General features: G+C 46.3%; 18 protein-coding genes, 8 tRNA genes and 1 rRNA gene. All 27 read right to left on the bottom strand.

The genetic code is table 11. From position 1 onward, the window contains the following. Window positions 1–62: 62 nt before the first annotated feature. Window positions 63–1664: an extracellular solute-binding protein gene (locus BLQ13_RS27035; RefSeq protein ID WP_090924779.1), complete on the bottom strand. Its 1602-nt coding sequence runs from the start codon at window positions 1662–1664 to the stop codon at window positions 63–65. Window positions 1665–2162: 498 nt separating this feature from the next. Continuing rightward, window positions 2163–4424 (bottom strand): helix-turn-helix domain-containing protein, encoded by a 2262-nt coding sequence (locus tag BLQ13_RS27030; RefSeq protein ID WP_090924778.1) that lies wholly within the window; start codon window positions 4422–4424, stop codon window positions 2163–2165. 266 nt (window positions 4425–4690) lie between these two features. Beyond that, window positions 4691–5638: a ribose-phosphate diphosphokinase gene (locus tag BLQ13_RS27025; RefSeq protein ID WP_090924777.1), complete on the bottom strand. Its 948-nt coding sequence runs from the start codon at window positions 5636–5638 to the stop codon at window positions 4691–4693. A gap of 90 nt (window positions 5639–5728) precedes the next feature. Continuing rightward, complete coding sequence (gene hisJ / locus BLQ13_RS27020) at window positions 5729–6568, bottom strand: histidinol-phosphatase HisJ (protein WP_090924776.1); 840 nt, start codon at window positions 6566–6568, stop codon at window positions 5729–5731. Between the two features lie 14 nt (window positions 6569–6582). Continuing rightward, the gene (hisIE, locus tag BLQ13_RS27015) at window positions 6583–7329 is read right to left on the bottom strand and encodes a bifunctional phosphoribosyl-AMP cyclohydrolase/phosphoribosyl-ATP diphosphatase HisIE (RefSeq protein WP_397351817.1); all 747 of its coding nucleotides are present in this window, start codon (window positions 7327–7329) and stop codon (window positions 6583–6585) included. Further along, entirely contained in the window at window positions 7322–8083 is a 762-nt protein-coding gene (gene hisF, locus BLQ13_RS27010) for an imidazole glycerol phosphate synthase subunit HisF (RefSeq protein ID WP_090924775.1), read from the bottom strand. The genes hisIE and hisF overlap by 8 nt, the downstream gene beginning before the upstream one ends. Window positions 8084–8113: 30 nt before the next feature. Further along, complete coding sequence (gene hisA / locus BLQ13_RS27005; RefSeq protein ID WP_090924774.1) at window positions 8114–8848, bottom strand: 1-(5-phosphoribosyl)-5-[(5-phosphoribosylamino)methylideneamino]imidazole-4-carboxamide isomerase; 735 nt, start codon at window positions 8846–8848, stop codon at window positions 8114–8116. A gap of 155 nt (window positions 8849–9003) precedes the next feature. After that, window positions 9004–9624: an imidazole glycerol phosphate synthase subunit HisH gene (gene hisH / locus BLQ13_RS27000; RefSeq protein ID WP_090924773.1), complete on the bottom strand. Its 621-nt coding sequence runs from the start codon at window positions 9622–9624 to the stop codon at window positions 9004–9006. A 3-nt stretch (window positions 9625–9627) separates the two neighbouring features. Beyond that, a complete protein-coding gene (gene hisB, locus BLQ13_RS26995) occupies window positions 9628–10269 on the bottom strand; it encodes an imidazoleglycerol-phosphate dehydratase HisB (RefSeq protein WP_090924772.1) in 642 nt (213 codons plus the stop codon). After that, a complete protein-coding gene (hisD, locus tag BLQ13_RS26990; protein WP_090924771.1) occupies window positions 10262–11566 on the bottom strand; it encodes a histidinol dehydrogenase in 1305 nt (434 codons plus the stop codon). Before hisD ends, hisB begins: the two co-directional genes overlap by 8 nt. A 94-nt stretch (window positions 11567–11660) precedes the next feature. Then, the gene (hisG, locus tag BLQ13_RS26985) at window positions 11661–12320 is read right to left on the bottom strand and encodes an ATP phosphoribosyltransferase (RefSeq protein ID WP_090924770.1); all 660 of its coding nucleotides are present in this window, start codon (window positions 12318–12320) and stop codon (window positions 11661–11663) included. Window position 12321: 1 nt separating this feature from the next. After that, window positions 12322–13521: an ATP phosphoribosyltransferase regulatory subunit gene (locus tag BLQ13_RS26980; RefSeq protein ID WP_090924769.1), complete on the bottom strand. Its 1200-nt coding sequence runs from the start codon at window positions 13519–13521 to the stop codon at window positions 12322–12324. 527 nt (window positions 13522–14048) lie between these two features. Beyond that, window positions 14049–14591 carry an acyltransferase gene (locus BLQ13_RS26975; protein WP_090924768.1) on the bottom strand — a complete coding sequence of 181 codons (543 nt, stop codon included), beginning with the start codon at window positions 14589–14591 and terminating at the stop codon, window positions 14049–14051. After that, window positions 14588–15244 carry a pyrophosphatase PpaX gene (gene ppaX / locus BLQ13_RS26970; protein WP_090924767.1) on the bottom strand — a complete coding sequence of 219 codons (657 nt, stop codon included), beginning with the start codon at window positions 15242–15244 and terminating at the stop codon, window positions 14588–14590. Before ppaX ends, BLQ13_RS26975 begins: the two co-directional genes overlap by 4 nt. A 6-nt stretch (window positions 15245–15250) precedes the next feature. Continuing rightward, complete coding sequence (gene lgt, locus BLQ13_RS26965) at window positions 15251–16285, bottom strand: prolipoprotein diacylglyceryl transferase (RefSeq protein WP_090924766.1); 1035 nt, start codon at window positions 16283–16285, stop codon at window positions 15251–15253. A gap of 197 nt (window positions 16286–16482) precedes the next feature. Next, the gene (gene hprK / locus BLQ13_RS26960) at window positions 16483–17421 is read right to left on the bottom strand and encodes an HPr(Ser) kinase/phosphatase (RefSeq protein WP_090924765.1); all 939 of its coding nucleotides are present in this window, start codon (window positions 17419–17421) and stop codon (window positions 16483–16485) included. A gap of 364 nt (window positions 17422–17785) precedes the next feature. After that, complete coding sequence (locus tag BLQ13_RS26955) at window positions 17786–18910, bottom strand: ABC transporter ATP-binding protein (protein WP_090924764.1); 1125 nt, start codon at window positions 18908–18910, stop codon at window positions 17786–17788. Window positions 18911–19013: 103 nt separating this feature from the next. Further along, on the bottom strand, window positions 19014–20210 hold the full coding sequence (locus BLQ13_RS26950; protein WP_090924763.1) for a PucR family transcriptional regulator: 1197 nt from the start codon (window positions 20208–20210) through the stop codon (window positions 19014–19016). 149 nt (window positions 20211–20359) lie between these two features. Further along, window positions 20360–20432 (bottom strand) — tRNA-Lys (locus BLQ13_RS26945). Between the two features lie 7 nt (window positions 20433–20439). After that, a tRNA-Tyr gene (locus BLQ13_RS26940) sits at window positions 20440–20525 on the bottom strand. A gap of 12 nt (window positions 20526–20537) precedes the next feature. Beyond that, window positions 20538–20610: transfer RNA gene (locus BLQ13_RS26935), tRNA-Phe, on the bottom strand. Between the two features lie 19 nt (window positions 20611–20629). Then, window positions 20630–20707: transfer RNA gene (locus BLQ13_RS26930), tRNA-Asp, on the bottom strand. A 9-nt stretch (window positions 20708–20716) separates the two neighbouring features. Next, window positions 20717–20792: transfer RNA gene (locus BLQ13_RS26925), tRNA-Thr, on the bottom strand. Between the two features lie 5 nt (window positions 20793–20797). Beyond that, window positions 20798–20873 (bottom strand) — tRNA-Val (locus BLQ13_RS26920). Between the two features lie 9 nt (window positions 20874–20882). Beyond that, window positions 20883–20959: transfer RNA gene (locus tag BLQ13_RS26915), tRNA-Met, on the bottom strand. 43 nt (window positions 20960–21002) lie between these two features. Next, window positions 21003–21094: transfer RNA gene (locus tag BLQ13_RS26910), tRNA-Ser, on the bottom strand. Window positions 21095–21175: 81 nt separating this feature from the next. Then, window positions 21176–21472 (bottom strand): 23S ribosomal RNA (locus tag BLQ13_RS26905); the annotation flags it as partial.

Raw genomic sequence — 21472 nt, 5'->3', positions numbered from 1 at the left:
TCCTTTCTAATTCGAAACAGTTGTATGGTTTCTTTTTTAATATTCTCCATGCTTACTAAGGCTTACTTTCCACCCATACCCTGCAAAGCTTCTTCCAGCTCTTTCTTCAAATCGTTACCGCCCAAGGACATATAATCAGCCATTTCTTTTTCAAATACAGATTCGAAATCAGCTGGTTTTGCCATAGCGGATTTTACGATAATGACATCAAGCTTGTCATTAAGTGTAGTGCCATATTTCATCTCGGCAGCAATCGGTTTATCGAAGATGATCGGTCCTACTGTATCTGTGTTTGCAATCTCAAGAGATTGCTTCAACAGCTCCTGGTTATTTTTAGGGTAACCCAGAATCCATGCTTTTTCGTTTGTAGCTTGATCTCCGATGTTTTTACCGTTGGAGATGATCGCAAAATCATTTGCGTTGTAGAAACGATCTGCTGCTTCTTGGGCTACATCTTCTTTTGCAACCGGAATACCGTCTACCAGATCATAGTTCTCGCCTTTCACACCACTGATGATATCCATCAGGTTGTTGTCAGACGCCATCCAATCCAGGTATTTAACTGCTTCCACTGCACGCTCACTGCTTTTCGGAATCATAATGAACAAACCATTTGAACCGTAACGTGATTTGATGTGTTTGTTATCTGCGTTCGGGTTAGTATAAGCATCTAGTGGCAGAACTTTGCCGTCGCTTACATTTTTACGCATGAGATCCATAGTAGCCTCTTTACCGAACATAGCATCAGCATCTTCAGACCAGAAACCTACATTACCATTTTGAATATCTTTATTCAGTTGCGTTTTGTCTTTATCCAAACTGAAATCTTTACTGATCAAACCTTCATTGTAAAGTTTGTTCAGGAATTGCATGGACTCTTTGAATCCTTCATGGAGCGGCAATTCATAACGTTGACCATATGTTTTGTCGCCACTTACAGGTTTGATAAAGGAGTAGATCAATGTCTCATACTGAGCCGGTGCAAGCGCAAAGCCCATAGGAATGTTTTTGCTTCCCAGTTTCGCTGGATCTTTTTCCTTGAATGCTTTCAGTGTTGTATACAACTCATCGGTTGTCTTAGGTGCTGGCATTCCCAGCTTATCTAACCAATCTTGACGAATATAAGAACTGTAACGGCCAGTAATGGCGCGTTTACCCGGAATAGCAAATTGCTTTCCTTCCAATTGTCCAAACTTTAAAGTATCTTCACCCAGGAATTTCTTCAGATTAGGTCCATACTGGTTCACCAGATCACCTACATCTGTCAGACCTCCCTGTTGTGCATAACGGTAAAACACAGTGGAGTCGTAAACAAAGACAACATCTGGAACATCTGAGGCACTAGCCATCAGGACATTCAGCTTCGTCACTTCTTCGGAACGTTGAACAGGAACAAATTGTACATCAATGTTGTTAGGATCACCGAACTTCTCTTGAATCATCTTTGTGAGATAGCTGTTCGTGATTGTGTAAGGCGATGGGGTGTTACCACGGTCGAAAAGCTCCACCTTTAATGTGACACGCTTTCCATCACCAGCTGCTCCGCCTTCTGCTGATTTGTTGTCTGATGATCCGCACCCCGCAAGTAGTGAGACGCCCATTACTGCTGTAAGCGCCAAACCCATCAACTTTTTAAGACTCCCTTTTCTTGTCATTCTGTTCATCCCCTTTGGCTTTACGTGAATGTTTTAAAGCTTGCCCTGAGTATTCCATACTATTGTGTGCTCTGACAACATACTAAATTCGGGTGGGTCTACAAACGAGTTATGGTTTGCATGGTAGCTTATTTTCGCAGACTGCCAAAATTCCATAAAACCGCATGGGAGAAGGGTTTAGAGGCACTAACTCCCCCTATCCAAACACGATGGGAACAAACCATTTTCTCGCACTGACTAAATTCGTATGTTACATCAGGAAGCATTGATGACACATCTTCTGACATTACCATGAAACATACATGTTTATTTCATCGTCTTTCAAGCGCTTTCATTTTATGATGTTAAAACTAAATAAAAAGGGCGAATCGCAATTGATGATATCTCCCTAAATTATGGAGATTCACATTATCGATTCACCCTGATTCAATTCAATATTCCGTTGAGCATGTATGGAAACATGACACAATTTTACTTGTTTATTTTGGAACATGAGCAGATATCTCATTATTCATCTGTCGCTTTTTGATCCTTTTTCATCCGGCGGTAATCTCCAGGTGTAATGCCTGTGACTCGTTTGAATACGCGCCCAAGTGTAATACCATTTGCATATCCTACCTTCAAGGCTATGTCCTGTAAAGAATGATCGGTATTAAGCAGCAGCTTCTCCGTTTCTTTCATCCGAAGCTCAGTCACAAAGTCCACAAACTTCATGTTGAATTCCGTCTTAAACAGGTAGCTTGCATGTTTGCCCGAGATCTGGAAACGGTCACTCAGATGTTTCAGCGATAGGTCCGGATTGGTGAACTGCTCCTCGATATAATTTTTCATTTCATTAACCATAGCTTTATAACTCTTTGTTTCCGTTACAGCAACGTAAGTCCGGAATAGATCGGTAAGACTATCAAACAAGAGCACCTTAACATCCTCTAACGACTCTGCTTCTTCCATCGCATGTAGCCAATTGTTAATGTTCTCTTCCGATAGTTCTTTCTGCAATCCTTCCGACATCATGGAGACTTCCCGGCTAAGCATCTGCAGCATAGCCTCAATTAAGGAACGGATCTCATCATCCGGTAATTTGTTTCGCTCAAATTCCTTAAAGATATCCTCTAATTGCTCTCTCCACTGTCCACTCGACATTCTGAACCGTTTGACAAAGTCAGCTATCATTTGCAAATACGTATATGTCTCCAGCAAAGGATGTTGTAGCTCGCTGATCTCTGCTTCACCCACATCACCATTCATCAGCAACTTCCGTTGCATTACTGCTTCAGCGGCTGTAAACGATTGATGTATTGCTTCAATTCCCTCAGCAACAGGACCGATGCCGAAGCTGAGGGATATACGAAGGTTCTGCTCTACCCAGGACTTACATTCCTCGGCAACCACTCGAATCTGCTTAGACAGTTCCTGACCTTGTTGCCCGTCTTCCTTCGAAAAGAAAAGAATAGCAATCCGATCAGCACTGATCCATTCCGTCCAACACTGCACTTCTGTATCCCTAGATAACTCCTGTAATACATTCATCAGGGCAAACTTCAGTGTATTTTGCTCTCCTCTGGTGAACTTTTCCTGAAACCCCTTCTCATATCGGTTGATATCCCCAACAACCACGATAAAGCGAGAAGCCGCATGGGCTCCATCAAATGGAGACACCTCATACAGCTGGCCAGCCGCATTGTCCACATGCTCACCTTGTAGTAAAGCACTAAACAACTTACTACGTTGCATAAGTACATTCTCACGGCTCTTTTTATCATAATCCATCATATGGTTAATCAAGTTCTCAAGCACACCATCAATCATCTTCATCTCATCCATACGAGCACCGGATTGTTCAAATGCTTTGATCTGTTGCGATTCAATCCGGTTCATGATGATCTGAATTGGCTTATAGTTACGCCGGGTCACATACACGATGTAGATAATTGCGCAGATCACCGTCAATATAGCAATGAACAGCCACACATATGAAACAACCGACACCCAGCCAAACAAATTGCCAGCTTTAATGCCGCTGCTAAGAGTCCATCCCAATCTTTCCAATGATAGCTCATTTAATTTTGTACCCTCGATAGCACTCTCATTATCCGAATGAGCATCATAGACGACCCTGCCCTCCTGATCACTTATCGTCAGGAAAGAGAGTTTTCCATTGACCATGCTATCGACACTCTGCTTGATACTGCTCATCTTGATATTGATGACCAATACACCTTCTGAGCCAAAAGGTAAAGGCATTTCTTTATTTACGGTCAACACTTGTACAGGTGTCCTCTGATACTCTTCTGGTTCCATCTCTCGAACAGGCTGCCAGCCTTGACCCGTTGCACCACTTAGAATGTGATCAATCCATGCCTTGTCTGAGAAATTCCCCACGTCTCTTGAACCACTTAGCGTTATAACGCGCTCATGTTGCTTGTCATACAGATATATGGATTGAATCCATGAAGAAGAATTGATCATCTCACGTAAACTTTGTGCAATCGTATACACTGTATCCGAGTTATTAGGATTGTTACCGTTGAAATAAAGCCTGTATGCCGGTTCGTATTGCACTTTCTCTGTCACAGCCAGTTCAATGTCCCGGATTGTATGATCCAGCGTGGTGGCCAGATAACTGGTGGATATCCGGTCAGCTTTCCTAGTTTCCTCTCTGGAAATATCATTAATGAATACAAAAGCAATAAAGATAATTATCGTCATCGTAAAGAAAAATATAGGGAAATACGAAAAGAGCAATCGATAATACCACGTGCGCGACAATAGACCCCACTCCTCACTCCACGATGCCAATGTCCTCAGCCGTGGTTCTACTGTTTAGTATCCGTAACAAAACCATTCCAGATTCATCTATAATAAAACGCTATCATTTCTTAATATTTATAGTTATTATATCACAAGCGACCAAACAGCAAAGCACGGAATTGAATCGGTGGGGTTAAAACAAAAATACCGTGCTGAGCAGATACTCAGACACGGACCATGAAACGAAATTGGGCTGTGATGTACACATTTATCTCATTTTAAAATTAAATACCGGAATCCTTAAACAGTGTAGCCATAGATCCACCATCAACAATAATGCGGATCGCTCGTGAAAGCATTGGCGCAACGGGTAAAACTTTAAAACAATCTGGGTGATCCTCCGGCAGTGCAATGGAGTCTGTTACCACAACTTCCGTAATCGATGGATGATTTAATTTGCTTACTGCTCCATCCGAGAACAAGCCATGAGTTGCGCAAACATAAGCATTCTCTGCACCACGTTCTTTTAATCCTTCAACAACATTCACAATCGTTGTACCTGTATCGATCAGATCCTCGATAATGATCGGCGTTCGTCCCTCAACATCACCGATGACATGTGTGATAATCGATTCGTTATGACTTGGACGTTTCTTGATCATGATGGCAAAAGGTGAATCCAGACGGTTCGCGAGCTTCTCCGCCATGGATGCTCGTCCTGCATCAGGAGAAACTACAACCGGATTTTTGATCTCTTTACTGAGCAGGTATTCGCTGATTAAGTCGAGTGATGTCATGTGATCCACCGGAATGTTGAAGAAGCCCTGAATGGCAGCCGCATGCAGATCAATCGTAACCACCCGGCTTGCTCCCGCTGTCGTTAATACATCTGCAACCATCTTAGCCGAGATAGGCTCACGTGGAGCAGACTTCCGCTCTTGCCGAGCATAGCCGTAATACGGAACGATAATATTTACCGTGCGTGCCGAAGCTCGTTTTGCCGCATCAATCATAACAAGCAATTCGACAAACAGTTCATTAATCGGATGAGACAAAGACTGTATCAAAAACACATCACAATTGCGGATCGTTTCTTCGTAATGAACGTATATTTCTCCGCTCTTGAACCGGGACAGTTTAATCTTACCCAGTTGTACTCCCAGCTTGTCGCATACCTGCTCTGCAAGCTTAGGGTTAGATGAACCGGAAAAAATACGTAACGAATGCTGCATAATGCCCTCCCGCGGGTTTATCCCCGATCATAATTCCTTGTATAGTTAAATTGGAGAATCCAACTTGTATAAAAGGTGGTTTTACCCTTATTATACTCCACTGCTGTCTACATTTAAAGGAATGAACGAGCGCTGGCGGCTTTCGAAAACAGCAACTTCCTTACAGCCAAGTTCATGCAAAAGCGCCTCCGCCTCGGGCAAATAATCGCCTAGCTTCATCGGATCATGTGCATCCGATCCCATCGTCAGAGGAATACCCAATCGAATCGCTTCGGTTAGCATTCTTCGGCTTGGGAACATCTCTGCACAAGGTTTGGACAGACCTGAAGCATTCAGCTCCATAGCGCAACCGCTCTTCGCAATAGCTTGCAAGGCCGCATTCTCCAGTGCAATGCGTTCCTCATTTTGCTCAGGAGATGGTACATAACCAAAACGTTTGATCACATCCGAATGTCCAATGATATCATACAACCCTGTAGCGGCTGCTTTGCTTACAGCATCATAATACTGGCGATATACTTCAAGGACATCCTTGCCTTCCCAGTGGTGGGTCTGCCGAAAATCTGTAATATCCCACTCACCAAGGAAATGCACAGAGCCAATGACATAATCCCATGGATAACGTTCAATGATTGAACGAATCTCTGATTCAAAGCCTTCGATATAATCCCCTTCAAGACCAACACGGACATCAATCTGCCCGCGGTAACGTTCCTTCAAGATGAAACATTCCTCTACATATCGTGGCAATTCAGCCATAGGCATAGCCATCTCTGGATAGTATTCAGCCGGATCTACGTGCAGGAGCGGCATATGATCAGACAACCCAATCTGGGACAGACCGATGGCGATCCCGCGTTGCACGTATTCTTCCAACTTGCCAACCGCATGTCCGCAGCGTTCATGGTGGGTGTGGTAGTCTATACGCATTCAGCGTTCGCCTCCTAATCGCGGCGCGGCCGTTCGTGACGGCGACTCAATTCCGACATAATGTCATCCAGCGGCAGCTTGCGCTCTTGGAGCAATACGAGCAAGTGATACATCAAATCACTGACTTCAAGACGAAGCTCGTCATTGTCTTTATTTTTCGCGGCAATAATCGTCTCGGAGGCTTCCTCACCGATTTTTTTCAGGATTTTATCGACACCTTTGTCAAAGAGATACGTGGTATACGCACCTTCCGGGCGTTCGCGCTCACGCTCAGCAATGACGGATTCCAGTTCAGCCAGAACCTCAAAGCGGCTTTCCGCATTAGATGAAGAGGTCGCGCTGGAGTTTGCAGTGCTTCCCGCTTCTTCTTTGTTGTCTTGTTCTGTTTCACTAGCGGACAACCCGATAATTTCATTATGGAAACAAGTCACTGCACCTGTATGGCAAGCCGGCCCCTTCGGTTTAACTTCAACTAGCAGTGTATCGCCGTCGCAGTCATATTTCAAAGAAACGATCTTCTGTACATTGCCTGAAGTTGCTCCTTTATTCCACAACTCCTGACGTGAACGTGACCAGAACCATGTCTCACCGGATTCAAGTGATAACTTGAGGGATTCACGGTTCATATAAGCCATCATTAACACTTCACGGCTATCCACATCCTGCACAATGGCAGGAACTAATCCTTCATCCCAGCGAATATGCTCCACAACCTGCTCCAAGGAGAGTTGCTCCTTGATTTCATCGCTCACTTTAGTCACGGATTTCCACCCCTTGCTCTCGTAATTGTTGTTTTAATGCCGGTACGGCAATTTCTTTATAGTGGAAAATGGTTGCAGCCAGACCTGCGTCCGCTTTGCCTGTTGTGAATACATCATAGAAGTGTGATTCCTTGCCTGCACCGCCTGATGCAATTACAGGAATGCTCACCGATTCCGAAACGGCAGCGGTCAGCTTCAGATCAAAACCGTCTTTTGTACCATCTGCATCCATACTGGTTAACAGAATTTCTCCTGCACCCAGTTCTTCGGCTTGTTTAACCCACTCCAGTGCTTTGATGCCAGATGCTTTCCGTCCGCCGTGGGTGTAGACTTCCCACTCACCCCACGCCTCGTTATACTTGGCATCAATAGCAACCACGATACATTGCGAGCCAAAGCGGCGTGCGCCATCCGCAATAATCTGTGGATTAAGTACCGCCGCTGTATTTACCGCAATTTTGTCCGCACCTGCACGCAAAATACGCTTCATGTCCTCCACTTTGGAGATCCCGCCACCTACCGTAAACGGAATGGCAATTTCGCCTGCTGTCTGTCTTACGACTTCTTCCATCGTTTCACGGCCCTCCACCGATGCGGAGATATCGAGAAATACGAGTTCGTCCGCGCCTTCGCGGTCGTACAGTGCCGCCAGCTCTACCGGATCACCCGCATCGCGGAGATTGACGAAGTTCACGCCTTTAACGACCCGGCCGTCCTTCACGTCCAGACAGGGAATGATTCTTTTTGCCAGCATACTGTTTCTTCCTCTCTACCCGGTTATCCGTTACTTGTTAACCAAACGCACCGCTTCAGCCAGATCAATACTTCCCGTATACAGAGCTTTACCTACAATGGCTCCGCCAACACCATCATCTGTATGACGACTCAAACGAAGCAAATCATCCATGACACTGACACCGCCAGAAGCAATAACTGTCCGTCCGCTTGCTTTGGCAAGAGACACAATTGCCTCAACATTAGGCCCTTGCATCATACCGTCACGGGAAATGTCCGTAAAGATAAACGTTTCCGCTCCATAAGCAGCGAGCTCCTTCGCCAGCACTTCAGCCTGTACCTCGGAGGTTTCAAGCCAGCCACGAGTGGCAACATATCCGCCCCGCGCATCGATACCGATTGCTACTTTATCTCCGTAACGTCCCAGTACTTCTTCCGTAAAAGCACGATCCTCAATCGCCGCTGTCCCGATAATCAATCGGCTAACACCCAGTCCCAATAAACGTTCAACGTCAGTGACTGTACGAAGCCCGCCGCCAACCTGCACAGGTACACTCACTGCGGATGCAATGCGTCCTATCAACTCATCGTTAACCGGGTATCCTGCTTTGGCACCATCCAGATCCACCAGATGAACGTATGTACCGCCTTGCTTCTCCCAATTAAGCGCAACCTGAACCGGGTCATCGTTGTACACCGTTTCTTGATTATAATCACCCTGCACCAGTCTTACACATTTGCCGTCCCGGATATCGATCGCGGGATATAAGATAAAAGATGACATACAAGTCCTCCTGAGTGTGGATTCAATTGAAATTCGATTCAACTTCCATGCAACTTCAAGTTGAATATATTTATAACTAATTTTGTTTTAGATGAGTATAACAGTACATACAGCTTACTGGAATAACCGCGATAAGGGTTAGGCTTATATTGCTGTTAAACTACTGAGCTCGTCAAAGACAGGAAGTTGCCCAGCAGTTTCATGCCAAGCTCACCGCTCTTCTCGGGATGGAACTGCATGCCAAAGTTCGAGCCTCTACCCACAACCGCTGTAACGGGATGTCCATAATCCGTAACGGCGAGCAGATCACCTTTGTTTTCGGTAAGTGCATGATACGAGTGTACAAAATAAACATGCCCTGCATCCAGGCCGGTCAAAAGCGGATTTTCAGGATGTAGAAATTCCAAACGGTTCCATCCCATATGAGGAACCTTCAGCTCACTTGGTGCGAAGCGCACTACTTTTCCCGGTAAAATGTCCAGTCCTTCATGCTCACCATGCTCCTCACTGGAGCTGAATAATAGTTGCATGCCCAGACAAATGCCAAGGAGCGGTTTCATTCCAGCAGCCGCTTCTTTAACAACTACATCCAAACCCGTCTCCCGCAAATGCACCATCGCATCACCAAAAGCACCAACCCCCGGCAAAATAACACCATCTGCACCAAGAATAGCTTCTCGCTCACCCGTGACCAGCGCTTCATAGCCAAGACGTTCGACCGCTTTGCCGACGCTGTGCAGGTTCCCCATACCGTAATCGACAATTGCAATCGCCATCGTCTACAGCACTCCCTTCGTGGAGGGCACTCCGGTTACTCGTGGATCAATCATCGTTGCTTCATCCAGCGCACGTCCGAGAGCTTTGAAGACCGCTTCGATCATGTGGTGTGTGTTCTGACCGTAGTGTACGATGACATGCAACGTAATCCGCGCTTCGAGCGCCAATTTCCACAGAAATTCATGCACAAGCTCTGTAGAAAAGCTGCCTACTTGTTGTGACGGGTACTCGGCCCGATATTCAAAGTGCGGACGGTTACTCACATCAATGATAACTTGCGCGAGCGCTTCATCCATCGGTACAAACACGCTCGCATACCGCTTAATACCACGTTTGTCGCCGAGCGCCTGATACAGCGTCTGTCCCAGACAAATGCCGATGTCTTCAACCGTGTGGTGATCATCAATATCAATATCTCCGCGAGCCTGTACGTTTAGGTCAAACTGTCCATGTTTTGTGAACAGATCGAGCATATGGTTCAGAAACGGTACATCCGTTTCAATATTCGATTGTCCTGAGCCATCTACGTTGAATGACAGCTGGATATTGGTTTCGTTCGTTTTGCGGTCGACATCTGCTTGGCGAACTGCACTATTATTTTGAAGCTCTCCACCCTGTTCTGCACTCTTATTCTGATTATCCATTGTCCGATTCCGCCTTTCCTTCCTGTTCTAAACGTACAGCGATTGCACGAGCGTGTCCTTCAAGCCCCTCATGACGGGCTAATTCGATAATGGCCGCTCCGTTCTGCAACAATGCTTCTTTACTATAATAAATCAGACTCGATTTTTTGATAAAATCATCCACATCTACCGGTGAACTAAACCGGGCAGTTCCATTGGTCGGAATAATGTGATTCGGTCCGGCGAAATAATCGCCCACCGGTTCAGAGCTATAGGGCCCGAGGAAGATGGCACCGGCATTCTCGATCCGGCCAGCGTAAGCCATCGGCTCCTGCACCATGATCTCCAGATGCTCCGGTGCAAGCCGGTTCACGACATCGATTCCCTCGTCGATGGAATTGACCACAATGATCGCGCCATGCTGCTCCACGGAAGCAGACGCGATATCGCGCCGCGGCAGCACATCCAGCTGCCGCTTCACCTCGGCCTGCACCGCTTCCGCCAGCGTGGCCGAACTCGTGACGAGAATGGCCGATGCCATCTCGTCATGCTCCGCCTGCGACAACAAGTCCGCGGCGACATACACCGGGTTCGCCGTGTCATCGGCGAGCACCACAATCTCACTTGGCCCGGCGATACTGTCGATATCGACTGCCCCGTACACCTCGCGCTTCGCGAGCGCCACGTAGATATTACCCGGTCCACAGATCTTGTCGACCGGGGCAATGCTCTCCGTGCCGTAAGCGAGGGCGGCGATGGCTTGCGCGCCGCCAACCCGGTACATCTCGTTCACGCCCGCTTCCGCGGCAGCCACAAGAATGTACGGGTTAATGCCTTCACCGCCGTTCGTCGCCGGCGGTGTAACAAGCACAATCTCCGGCACGCCTGCGACCTGTGCCGGAATGACATTCATCAGCACCGACGATGGATACGCTGCTTTCCCTCCAGGGACATACACGCCGACTCGCTTCAGCGGCCGAATAACCTGGCCGAGCAGACTGCCGTCCGGCTGCCAGTCCATCCACGAATTACGTTTCTGCTTCTCATGAAACGCACGAATGTTAACGGCGGCTTGGCGAATCGCCGTTACAAAAGATGGCTCAACGGCTGCATACGCTGCCTGGAGCTCCTCCTGCGGCACGCGCAACTGCGCAGCCGTCAGCGTCGTGCGGTCCAGCTGCTCCGTGTAACGCAGCAGGGCCACATCACCTTCCCGGCGAATATCTGCGACAATTCGCCGTACCGATTCATTTTGCTCCGGTGTACCATACTCCACTTCCCGCTTCAGATCAAATTCCCGTGCTGGTACAATCTTCATGCGTACAACCTCCTTACATATCAATTGACTCACTTATCTATCCATTATCCCTGCTCACTAATCTATTCGCTATCGTTCTTTACTGATCTGTTCGCTATCTTCTCGCACTTCCCGCAGTAACCTCATTCCCACTTGGGATGACCGATTGAAGTGCATCACACAGCGCCTGAATACGTGCGTTTTTCATCCGGTAGCTCACCCGATTCGCGATCAAACGGCTAGTAATATTCAGAATTTCTGTCATTTCCACAAGTCCGTTCTCACGTAACGTCTGCCCGGTCTCCACCAGATCGACAATCCGATCAGCCAGTCCGATTAGAGGCGCAAGCTCAATTGATCCGTTCAGCTTAATAACCTCAACCTGTTGTCCTTGCTCACGGAAGTACTGGGAAGCGATTCGTGGATATTTGGTTGCAACTCGCTGCTGGATACCTGCCTTCCAGTCCGGTAGCCCGATAACCGACATACGGCACTGGGCAATGCCTAGATTCAGCAGTTCATACACATCACGATCCTCTTCAAGCAACACGTCTTTCCCGACAATGCCAATATCGGCAACACCGTACTCCACGTACGTTGGCACATCCACAGGTTTAGCCATAATGAATTCCATACCCGCTTCTGGTACCTCGATCACCAGTTTGCGTGTATCGTCCACGTCCTCTGGAATGTCTAGCCCTGCCTCACGGAACAATTTGGAGGCCTTTTTATAGATGCGGCCTTTAGGCATGGCCACCTTCAGAATATCCGACATCTTAGTTCCCTCCCTTTTTCGATCCATAGATGATGACCTGCTCCACCTGGTCCGCAGTCGTTTCGCTTGTTACAGATGTCGTCTCTGCCTTTTCATTAGCAAGAAGAGATGTAACTACATTGTGACCCAAACTGCGTAATCTCGCTGCTTCGGTCAATGCTTCAGCACGGCGATCTGGGCTATATTCAATACGTACCGGTTTCGTCTCTTCAATCGTAATGCCATGAACACCATCGATAATCCGGTTGGTTTTCAACGCAAATCCTGTAGCCGGAAGAGCTCGCCCGAACTGCTGCAACAGATTGTCATATCGTCCGCCGCTGCACACAGGTGATCCCAACTCTGCCGCGTATCCTTCAAATGTCATGCCTGTGTAATAGGAGAAATCCCCGATCATCGTCAGATCAATCAGCACATGCTCGGAGACACCATAGGCCTCCAATACTTCAAAAACTGCACACAGATGTGCAATGGATTGTGCCGCTTCAGCACTTGAGCTAAGTTCGCTCGCATGTGTGCATATTTCTTTCCCGCCACGCAGACGTAAAATCGCTTCAAGTTGCTGTTTTTGTTTGGGTTCCAGTTGCAAAGCTTCAATGGACTGACGGTAGCCCACATAATCACGACCTAAGAGCCCTTCCTTCAACTGTTCCTGCTCAGCCGTCTGACCCGGAATCACTTCTTCCAGCAGTCCATTCAGAAAACCCATATGACCCATTGCTATTTTAAAAGAAGATACACCCGCTGCCTGCAATGAGGCAATCGCTAATGCAACTACTTCAGCATCCGCCTCAGGAGAATCGTCCCCTACAAGTTCAACACCTGTTTGGAAAAATTCAGCCTCCCGTCCAGCTTCCTCTTCAATGGAACGAAATACATTCGCATGATAGGACAGACGTAGCGGCAAAGCCTCATCTTTGAGCATCGATGATACTACACGCGCAATCGGAGCTGTCAGATCAGAACGTAGAACCAGTGTCGTTCCCCGGCTGTTCAGCAATTTAAACAATTTGCGATCTGAAGTAGAGCTAGCCACCCCTACTGTGTCGTAATATTCAATCGTTGGCGTTATGATCTGACGATAACCCCAACGCTCCATGCACTCCAGTACATTTCGTTCAATTTTACGCAGCTTGGACACCACATGTGGTGTATAGTCACGGAAGCCAGTTGGTTTTTCAAAGCCTTTTGGTTTGGACATGGAAATGATTCACCCCGAGTCATGAATTTGGATTGTTATATAAGGTTGCACTATAATATCTTCACATCTACTAAAATACGATAACAAAATTTAGATTTTCAACTCTATCGTCTCTAACGCTCTATCTCAAAAGGATTTATGTATGACAAATCCCCGTTCTATGTTAGTTACCCTAATTTTCAGTAAAGCCGCATATTCTTTGGCTTAACGAAAGCTTCACCTTTTACAAGAATAACCCGTTTACTCTATAGATTAATTGTCACCTTCACCCGGTTCACTTTCACGTGGTAAAGTGCTAACAAACTAAAGGATATGGGATATGATAACATGGAAGCTGCGGAATCGTCAACAATCTTAAGCTATGACTGCTCTTGGTGACCTATCCGATCTAAACCCACTTGTCCTGTTGTCCGTGTCTTACGGCCCCTAACCATTTGCTTCAATTCGAGTTTTGTATACGAAAAAAGCTGCCCTCAGCAGCTCTTCCCTCCATGCATTCGTTCACTTGCAAACAACGATCCTCGCGCTTAATGTAGCTTTCGCTGAGAAGGTTCCTCCGTCTTGAACACCATTTCTTCCGTCGATCCTGACGGACGTGACAAATCACGCAAGGGATTGCCTCCAACAAAAGCTCCTGGAGCAACATCCTTATGAACTACCGCTCCGGCAGCAACTATGGCTCCGTCTCCAATGGTTACCCCCGGCAAAATGGTTGTATTTGCTCCAATCAGCACATTGTCTCCGATAATGACATCGCCAAGTCTGTACTCTTTAATGAGATACTCGTGAGCCAGAATCGTGGTATTGTAACCAATCACTGAATTTTCACCAATCGTTATTTTTTCCGGAAAAAATACATCCACCATTACCATCAGGCCAAAAGCTGTATGCTCCCCCACCTTCATACCAAGCATGCGTCGATAAATCCAGTTCTTGAGAGGCAAAACAGGACAGTACCGTGACAACTGAATCCAGATAAAATTACGAACGCCCTTCCACGGGCTCACTGTCTTGTAGATATGCCAAAGTGCATTTTGACTTTCTACCGGATAGCGGGTTACTTTTCTCATGAACGCCCCGTTCCCGCAAGAACCATATCCAGTAAATCCCTCATATCATGCAAAATATAATCTGGCTTATATCCGCTCAGCACCTGCTCCCCTTTAAGCGACCAGGCCACACCAGCGGAGAGAGCACCTGCATTTTGCGCCGATTGAATATCGACAGGACTGTCCCCGATCATCAGTGTGTGAGTTGGGTTCGATCCCAGTTCCGCCATCGCTTTTTGCACCGGTTCTGCATGAGGTTTGGGATGAGTTACATCCTGCACAGTCACAATGGACTTCATATATTTAAGCAAGTCAAAGCGCTCCAGCACCTTTAATGTAGAAGGACGAATTTTAGTCGTTACCACACCCATCGTAATCCCTGCCTGATTCAAAGCCTCAACAACCTCGATCACATGGGGGAAGGGTCTGACCATCGCCTCATGGTGAATATCATTATAAGCACGATAACCTTTGACATACTCCGATACCTCTTCCTGACCTGAAAAGGTTCGCATTTGTTGCTCCAATGTGCCTCCCATATGCGGAATAATCTGCTCTCTTGTCCACGGGGCAGCATGATCCCAACCTCCCATAACATGCAGGAATGAGTTGATAATCAGCTCATTGGTATCAATAATCGTTCCATCCAGATCGAACAGTACCGTATTAATCACGTTGCATTACTCCTTTTTATCTTCAACTTGCTTTGGATCATCTTGAGCCTGAATTGGTGCCGTTGTTCCCTTGTCCTCTTCAACAGCTACTGTTTCCGAATGTCCAATATCATCTGTAGCCACTTTCGACGAGACAATCGGATCACTATAATGTGCACTTGCTTTACCTGTCACTCTTCTCACGACAATAAACACAACAGCGGCAACAATAATGCCAATCGCAAGCAGTTGTGAAATTCGTACATTACCGTACGCCGGATCTAAATAACCTTGTTCGAAGCCGAGTGCAGTCATTGGAGACCATAATCCGTTCACCAAAGAAGCGATCCACTCTGGAGCCTGAAAACCCAGACTGTCCGTACGCACAGCTTCTATAAAGAATCGTCCGATGGAATACCAGATGAAATAGGACATAAACATCTCGCCTGCACGCATGAACTTCTGACGACGAAGCACCAGCAACAGGATCAGCCCTGCAAAACTCCATACGGATTCATACAAAAAGGCCGGATGATGAAATACACCTTCCACGTTCATTTGATTCACAATAAAGTCTGGCAAGTGCAGCTTGTCTCTTAAAAATGATTCCTCTACAGGACCGCCATACGCCTCCTGATTTACAAAGTTACCCCAGCGTCCAATCATCTGTCCAACGATCAGTCCAGGTGCACAGATGTCGGCCATACGCCAGAAGTTATATCCTTTACGACGGAAGAAAATGACTGCACATATAATGGCACCAATCAGTGCGCCATAGATCGCAATACCGCCATTCCATATTTTAAAAACGTCCCATAGGTTGTCCTTATAATCTTCCCACTTAAAAGCCACATAGTAGATTCGGGCTCCAATAATTGCAGAAGGCACACCTAGCAAAACCATATCCATGAACACTTCTTGCGGAATATTAAATCGTTTGCCCTCCCGAATAACAAGCAGCAACCCTAACAGCGCCGCAGTACCCAAGATAAGCCCATACCAGTGAACCTTTAAAGCGCCAATAGAGAACGCAATCGGGTTCAACAGTAATAATGTATCCATTCATTCACACTCCTATCAATCAATTCACATCGGTAAGCATGACTGTCTGGAGCCTGCTATCCACCTTCCAGTTTGAAGGTGTCCAGGCCCCAGTTGTCACGCCTCATGAAAACTTTAATCTTTATTTTATAGCTTGATGCTTAATATTGCCCCTACCCTGCTATTCAGTTGATCGAGGTAACTTTCCTTAGCCCACCTTAGTCCATATCTTCCATATCTTCTGAAATCGTTGCAGTCAGCTTGTTCGTGAACTGGAGTGCAGCATTAAGCCCCATCTGTTTTAAGCGATAGTTCATGCCCGCCACCTCAATAATTACAGCCAAGTTTCGTCCAGGACGAACCGGAATAGTAACCAAGGGTACATCGGTATCAATAATACGCGTTGTTTCTTCATCTAATCCCAGACGGTCATACTGTTTATCCTGCTGCCATGCTTCAAGACGTACAACCAATGTAATCCGTTTATTATTACGTACAGCCCCGGCGCCAAACAAAGTCATGACGTTGATAATACCGACACCCCGGATTTCAAGCAGGTGACGGATCAGTTCTGGTGCGGTACCGTGAAGTTGAAAGTCGGAGGTTTGGCGAATTTCAACGGCATCATCGGCAATTAGACGGTGACCGCGTTTAACAAGTTCAAGCGCAGTTTCACTTTTACCAATACCGCTACTGCCTGTGATCAACATACCTACACCATACACATCACACAATACACCGTGAATGGTGGCTGTAGGTGCCAACTTACCTTCCAGAAATCCCGTAATACGGCTGGAAAGAATCGTTGTCGCCATATTGCTACGAAGCACAGCCAGATTCTGTTCTTCACTGATATCGATCAGTTCCTGAGGAACTTCGAGTCCACGTGTAACCACAATACAAGGTGTTTCTTCTGTGCATAGACGCTGCATACGTTCACGGCGCTCATGTTCAGGCAACATTGCAAAAAAGGCCAGCTCTGTTCTTCCCAGCAGTTGCACCCGCTCTTTTGGATGATATTCAAAGTAACCGGCCATCTCCAGGCCAGGACGGTTAAGATCATCTACCGTGATAAACCTTTTCAAACCCTGTGACCCCGACACCACTTCCATCTGAAACTGCTGTACCAATTCGGATACTTTCACTTTTTTCGCCATTTGTCTCTTCCTTTCAGCATTCGCTGTGCCTCTATGTACCCATTCGTGTATCGTTTCTTTCCATTATTAGCGTATTCACAACAACATTCATAACCAGGTCACTTCGCCTGTAAAATATCGCTCTAATAATACTCCAACATGCAACATTTTGAAGACAGACCTTCAAATAATCTTAAATGAATTTGGGATCGATTGCAATCGCAGACTCCTTGCTCTATCTGCACTATATTTCCACCCGAACGTATTCATCATCCTTTGCATTTTTGAAAAAAGCCCCTTCCAGCGAAAACGGAAGGGGCTCGATTTACATTATATAATTACGTTACTTCCAGATTCCATCGTTACCGAGGAACCTTCAGTAGAATTAGTCTTGAAGAAGTACGTTAACTTCGGATTCCTTGTCAAAGATATGAACTTTGTTCATGTCAATGGCCATTTTAACTGTGGAACCATCACGAGTGTTAGAACGTCCGTCTACACGTGCAATTGTAGTGTCGTTACCTACACCGCTCAAGTAAAGGAGCATTTCGTGACCCAGGTTCTCTGTTACATCTACGTGTGTAGAGAATACAGAGTTCGGGGAAGCTTCCAGGAATACTGGCTCTTCGTGAATGTCTTCTGGACGAACACCCAGAATAACTTCTTTACCAACATATCCTCTGGATTTCAGCACTTGTGCTTTACCTTGCGGGATTTCAACATCCACACCAGGAGCTACGAAGTGAAGACTCGCACCTTGCTCAGCCAGTTTACCCGAGATGAAGTTCATTGTCGGGGAACCGATGAAACCAGCTACGAACAGGTTCGCCGGGTGGTTGTACAGCTCTTCAGGAGAAGCTGCTTGTTGGATGATACCATCCTTCATAACTACGATCCGGTCACCCATCGTCATTGCTTCGATCTGGTCATGCGTTACGTAGATAACGGTTGTTTCCAAACGTTTAGCAAGCTTAGTGATCTCCGCACGCATTTGTCCACGAAGTTTCGCATCCAAGTTGGAGAGAGGCTCATCCATCAAGAAGACTTGTGGATCACGGACAATCGCACGTCCCAAAGCGACACGTTGACGTTGACCACCGGACAATGCTTTAGGCTTACGCTCAAGCAAGTGCTCGATGTCGAGGATTTTAGCTGCTTCACGTACACGTTTGTCGATCTCATCTTTTTTAACCTTACGCAATTTCAAACCAAATGCCATGTTTTGATATACGCTCATATGCGGATACAAGGCGTAAGATTGGAATACCATCGCGATATCGCGGTCTTTAGGTGCAACATCATTAACGACACGGTCACCGATATAGAGTTTACCTTCAGAAATTTCCTCAAGGCCTGCGATCATACGCAGTGTTGTTGATTTACCACAACCGGACGGACCTACCAGTACCAGAAACTCTTTATCTTTAATGTCCAGGTTAATGTCAACTACAGTTGCTTTATCAGAACCCGGGTATTTTTTGAAAATATGCTCTAAACGTACTCCTGCCATGATTGTTGCCTCCTCAGAGATCATTTTGTAATCGAATACAATTTGTAGTTTTATAATACCCTATCGCTTGGTTATCTGACTATTCGCAAACTGCACAAAAATATTAAGGCTTTTTCGTCACTTTGTACATTAGAAGTAAAAGTTGCACAACGATCGCACTTTTAAAGTGTCTTACATCATAACCAATCTCTTGTTTAATCTTATCCAGACGGTACACCAGCGTATTACGATGGATAAACAAACGCTTTGCGGTCTCGCTGACGTTACAGTCTAAACTAAAGAAGGTCTCTAATGTGGCCAACGTCTCGCTGTCATTAAAGAGTGTCGTATCCTTCCCCGTTTCCCGGATAAAACGCATTCGCTGTTGCTCTGAAATACTAGCCACCAATTGCTCTAGTTGCAGATTCCAAGGAAGGTGGATATGCTGTGTAACGTGGAAAGAGCGACCAAGCTCCATACTTTCCTGAAGAAGGAATGTCACCTGAAGCAACGCCTCTTTGGGAATACACGGTAGCGAAGCTGACAAGTGGAAAACGCCGGCGAACTCACTGGCCACAAGCTCATACAGTCCCATACAAAAAGCGTTAAGTGACTCTTTTCTCGCCTCTGCTGTATCTTCATCGGCCTCACCGGTAACAATCTCTTCGTCTCCCATGAAGAGCCATTCTTGCTCACCCAACGGGATTAGTGTGATGTCTTCACCAAAATAACTTTCGAGCAACTTATTCAAAACTATAGAGTCAACACGCTGAGAATCCGGAGTCTCACCCTGCAAAAGAAAAGGAACTTTCTCCTCCTGAAATCCTGCAATAGAAGCAAACGAATCAGGCAGTGGATCGAAACCGCCCGCATTGTACTCTTTAATCTGATCCTTAAGCCATATCCCCAGAGAAGATAATTGTTTATCGGTATCATTCTTGAATAGCGATGAATTATCGCTTTGACTGGTAATAAACTTATTAAGAATCAGTAATTCAATTAGACGGCGAGTCTCCATTGTAATAGAAGCTGCATCACATCCCCAGCATAAGACGGTTTTTGCCTGCTCATTTATGCCAACTTTGAAAAAGACGCGCTCACCATGGTGTAAACTCAGAACATCAGAAGATATTGAAGAACTTTCTAATGAACCACGCTCACCTTTACTCGCTCTATTTAGAATATGCTGCGGTTTATTTTCATCCAAGCCAATTAAATGATCAATGGATTGTATCCACTCATGCATCGTAATTTCATATTCATCCAATGTGGTGCCTATAATAACTTCGATTTGCTGTTTTAAATCAGGTATGAGCTTCATCTAATGAACTTCACCACTCTGCTTTATTTTTATCATCATTTTATCATATCTTGATGTTTACTGCTCTGTATCCACAATTCTTCAATATATCAGTGTAAACAAAAAGAGTGATCGATCATTAATATGATCGATCACTCTTTATTTAAAGATGAGTCATGAAGGATTCGAACCTTCGACACCCTGATTAAAAGTCAGGTGCTCTACCAACTGAGCTAATGACTCATAAAACTGGTGGAGGATGATGGATTCGAACCACCGAACCCGTACGGGAGCAGATTTACAGTCTGATGCGTTTGGCCACTTCGCTAATCCTCCAAGGATTAAAGGTGGCTCGGGACGGAATCGAACCGCCGACACGAGGATTTTCAGTCCTCTGCTCTACCGACTGAGCTACCGAGCCGTATTTAATTTTAGATTAATGGCGGAACCGACGGGATTCGAACCCGCGATCTCCTGCGTGACAGGCAGGCATGTTAGGCCAACTACACCACGGTTCCAAGCATTAATGGTGCCGGCGAGAGGACTTGAACCCCCAACCTACTGATTACAAGTCAGTTGCTCTACCAGTTGAGCTACACCGGCGTATATGGTGGAGGCTGAGGGGATCGAACCCCCGACCCTCTGCTTGTAAGGCAGATGCTCTCCCAGCTGAGCTAAGCCTCCTGGGTAATATGGTAGCGGCGGAGGGGATCGAACCCCCGACCTTACGGGTATGAACCGTACGCTCTAGCCAGCTGAGCTACACCGCCATATTATAAATGTTTCGATTGCTTGTCCATCCTTAGGTAAAGATGGCGGAGAGAGAGGGATTCGAACCCTCGCACCGATTACTCAGCCTAACCCCTTAGCAGAGGGTCCCCTTATAGCCACTTGGGTATCTCTCCAAAGACAATCTCAACGTTGTACAAGGATTGCTCCTTGAAAACTAGATTCGAAACGAAACGTACGCGATCAAAACTTGCATATTGGATAAGCCCTCGACCGATTAGTACTGGTCAGCTCCATGCATTACTGCACTTCCACCCCCAGCCTATCTACCTCGTCGTCTTCAAGGGGTCTTACATACTGGGAAATCTCATCTTGAGGGGGGCTTCACGCTTAGATGCTTTCAGCGCTTATCCCGTCCGTACATAGCTACCCAGCGGTGCTCCTGGCGGAACAACTGGTACACCAGCGGTACGTCCATCCCGGTCCTCTCGTACTAAGGACAGCTCCTCTCAAATTTCCTACGCCCACGACAGATAGGGACCGAACTGTCTCAC

This window comes from Paenibacillus polysaccharolyticus, assembly GCF_900102085.1.
Taxonomy (GTDB): domain Bacteria; phylum Bacillota; class Bacilli; order Paenibacillales; family Paenibacillaceae; genus Paenibacillus; species Paenibacillus polysaccharolyticus.
Note: the sequence above shows the minus strand (reverse complement) of the source record. Positions and strands in the feature narration are given on the sequence as shown.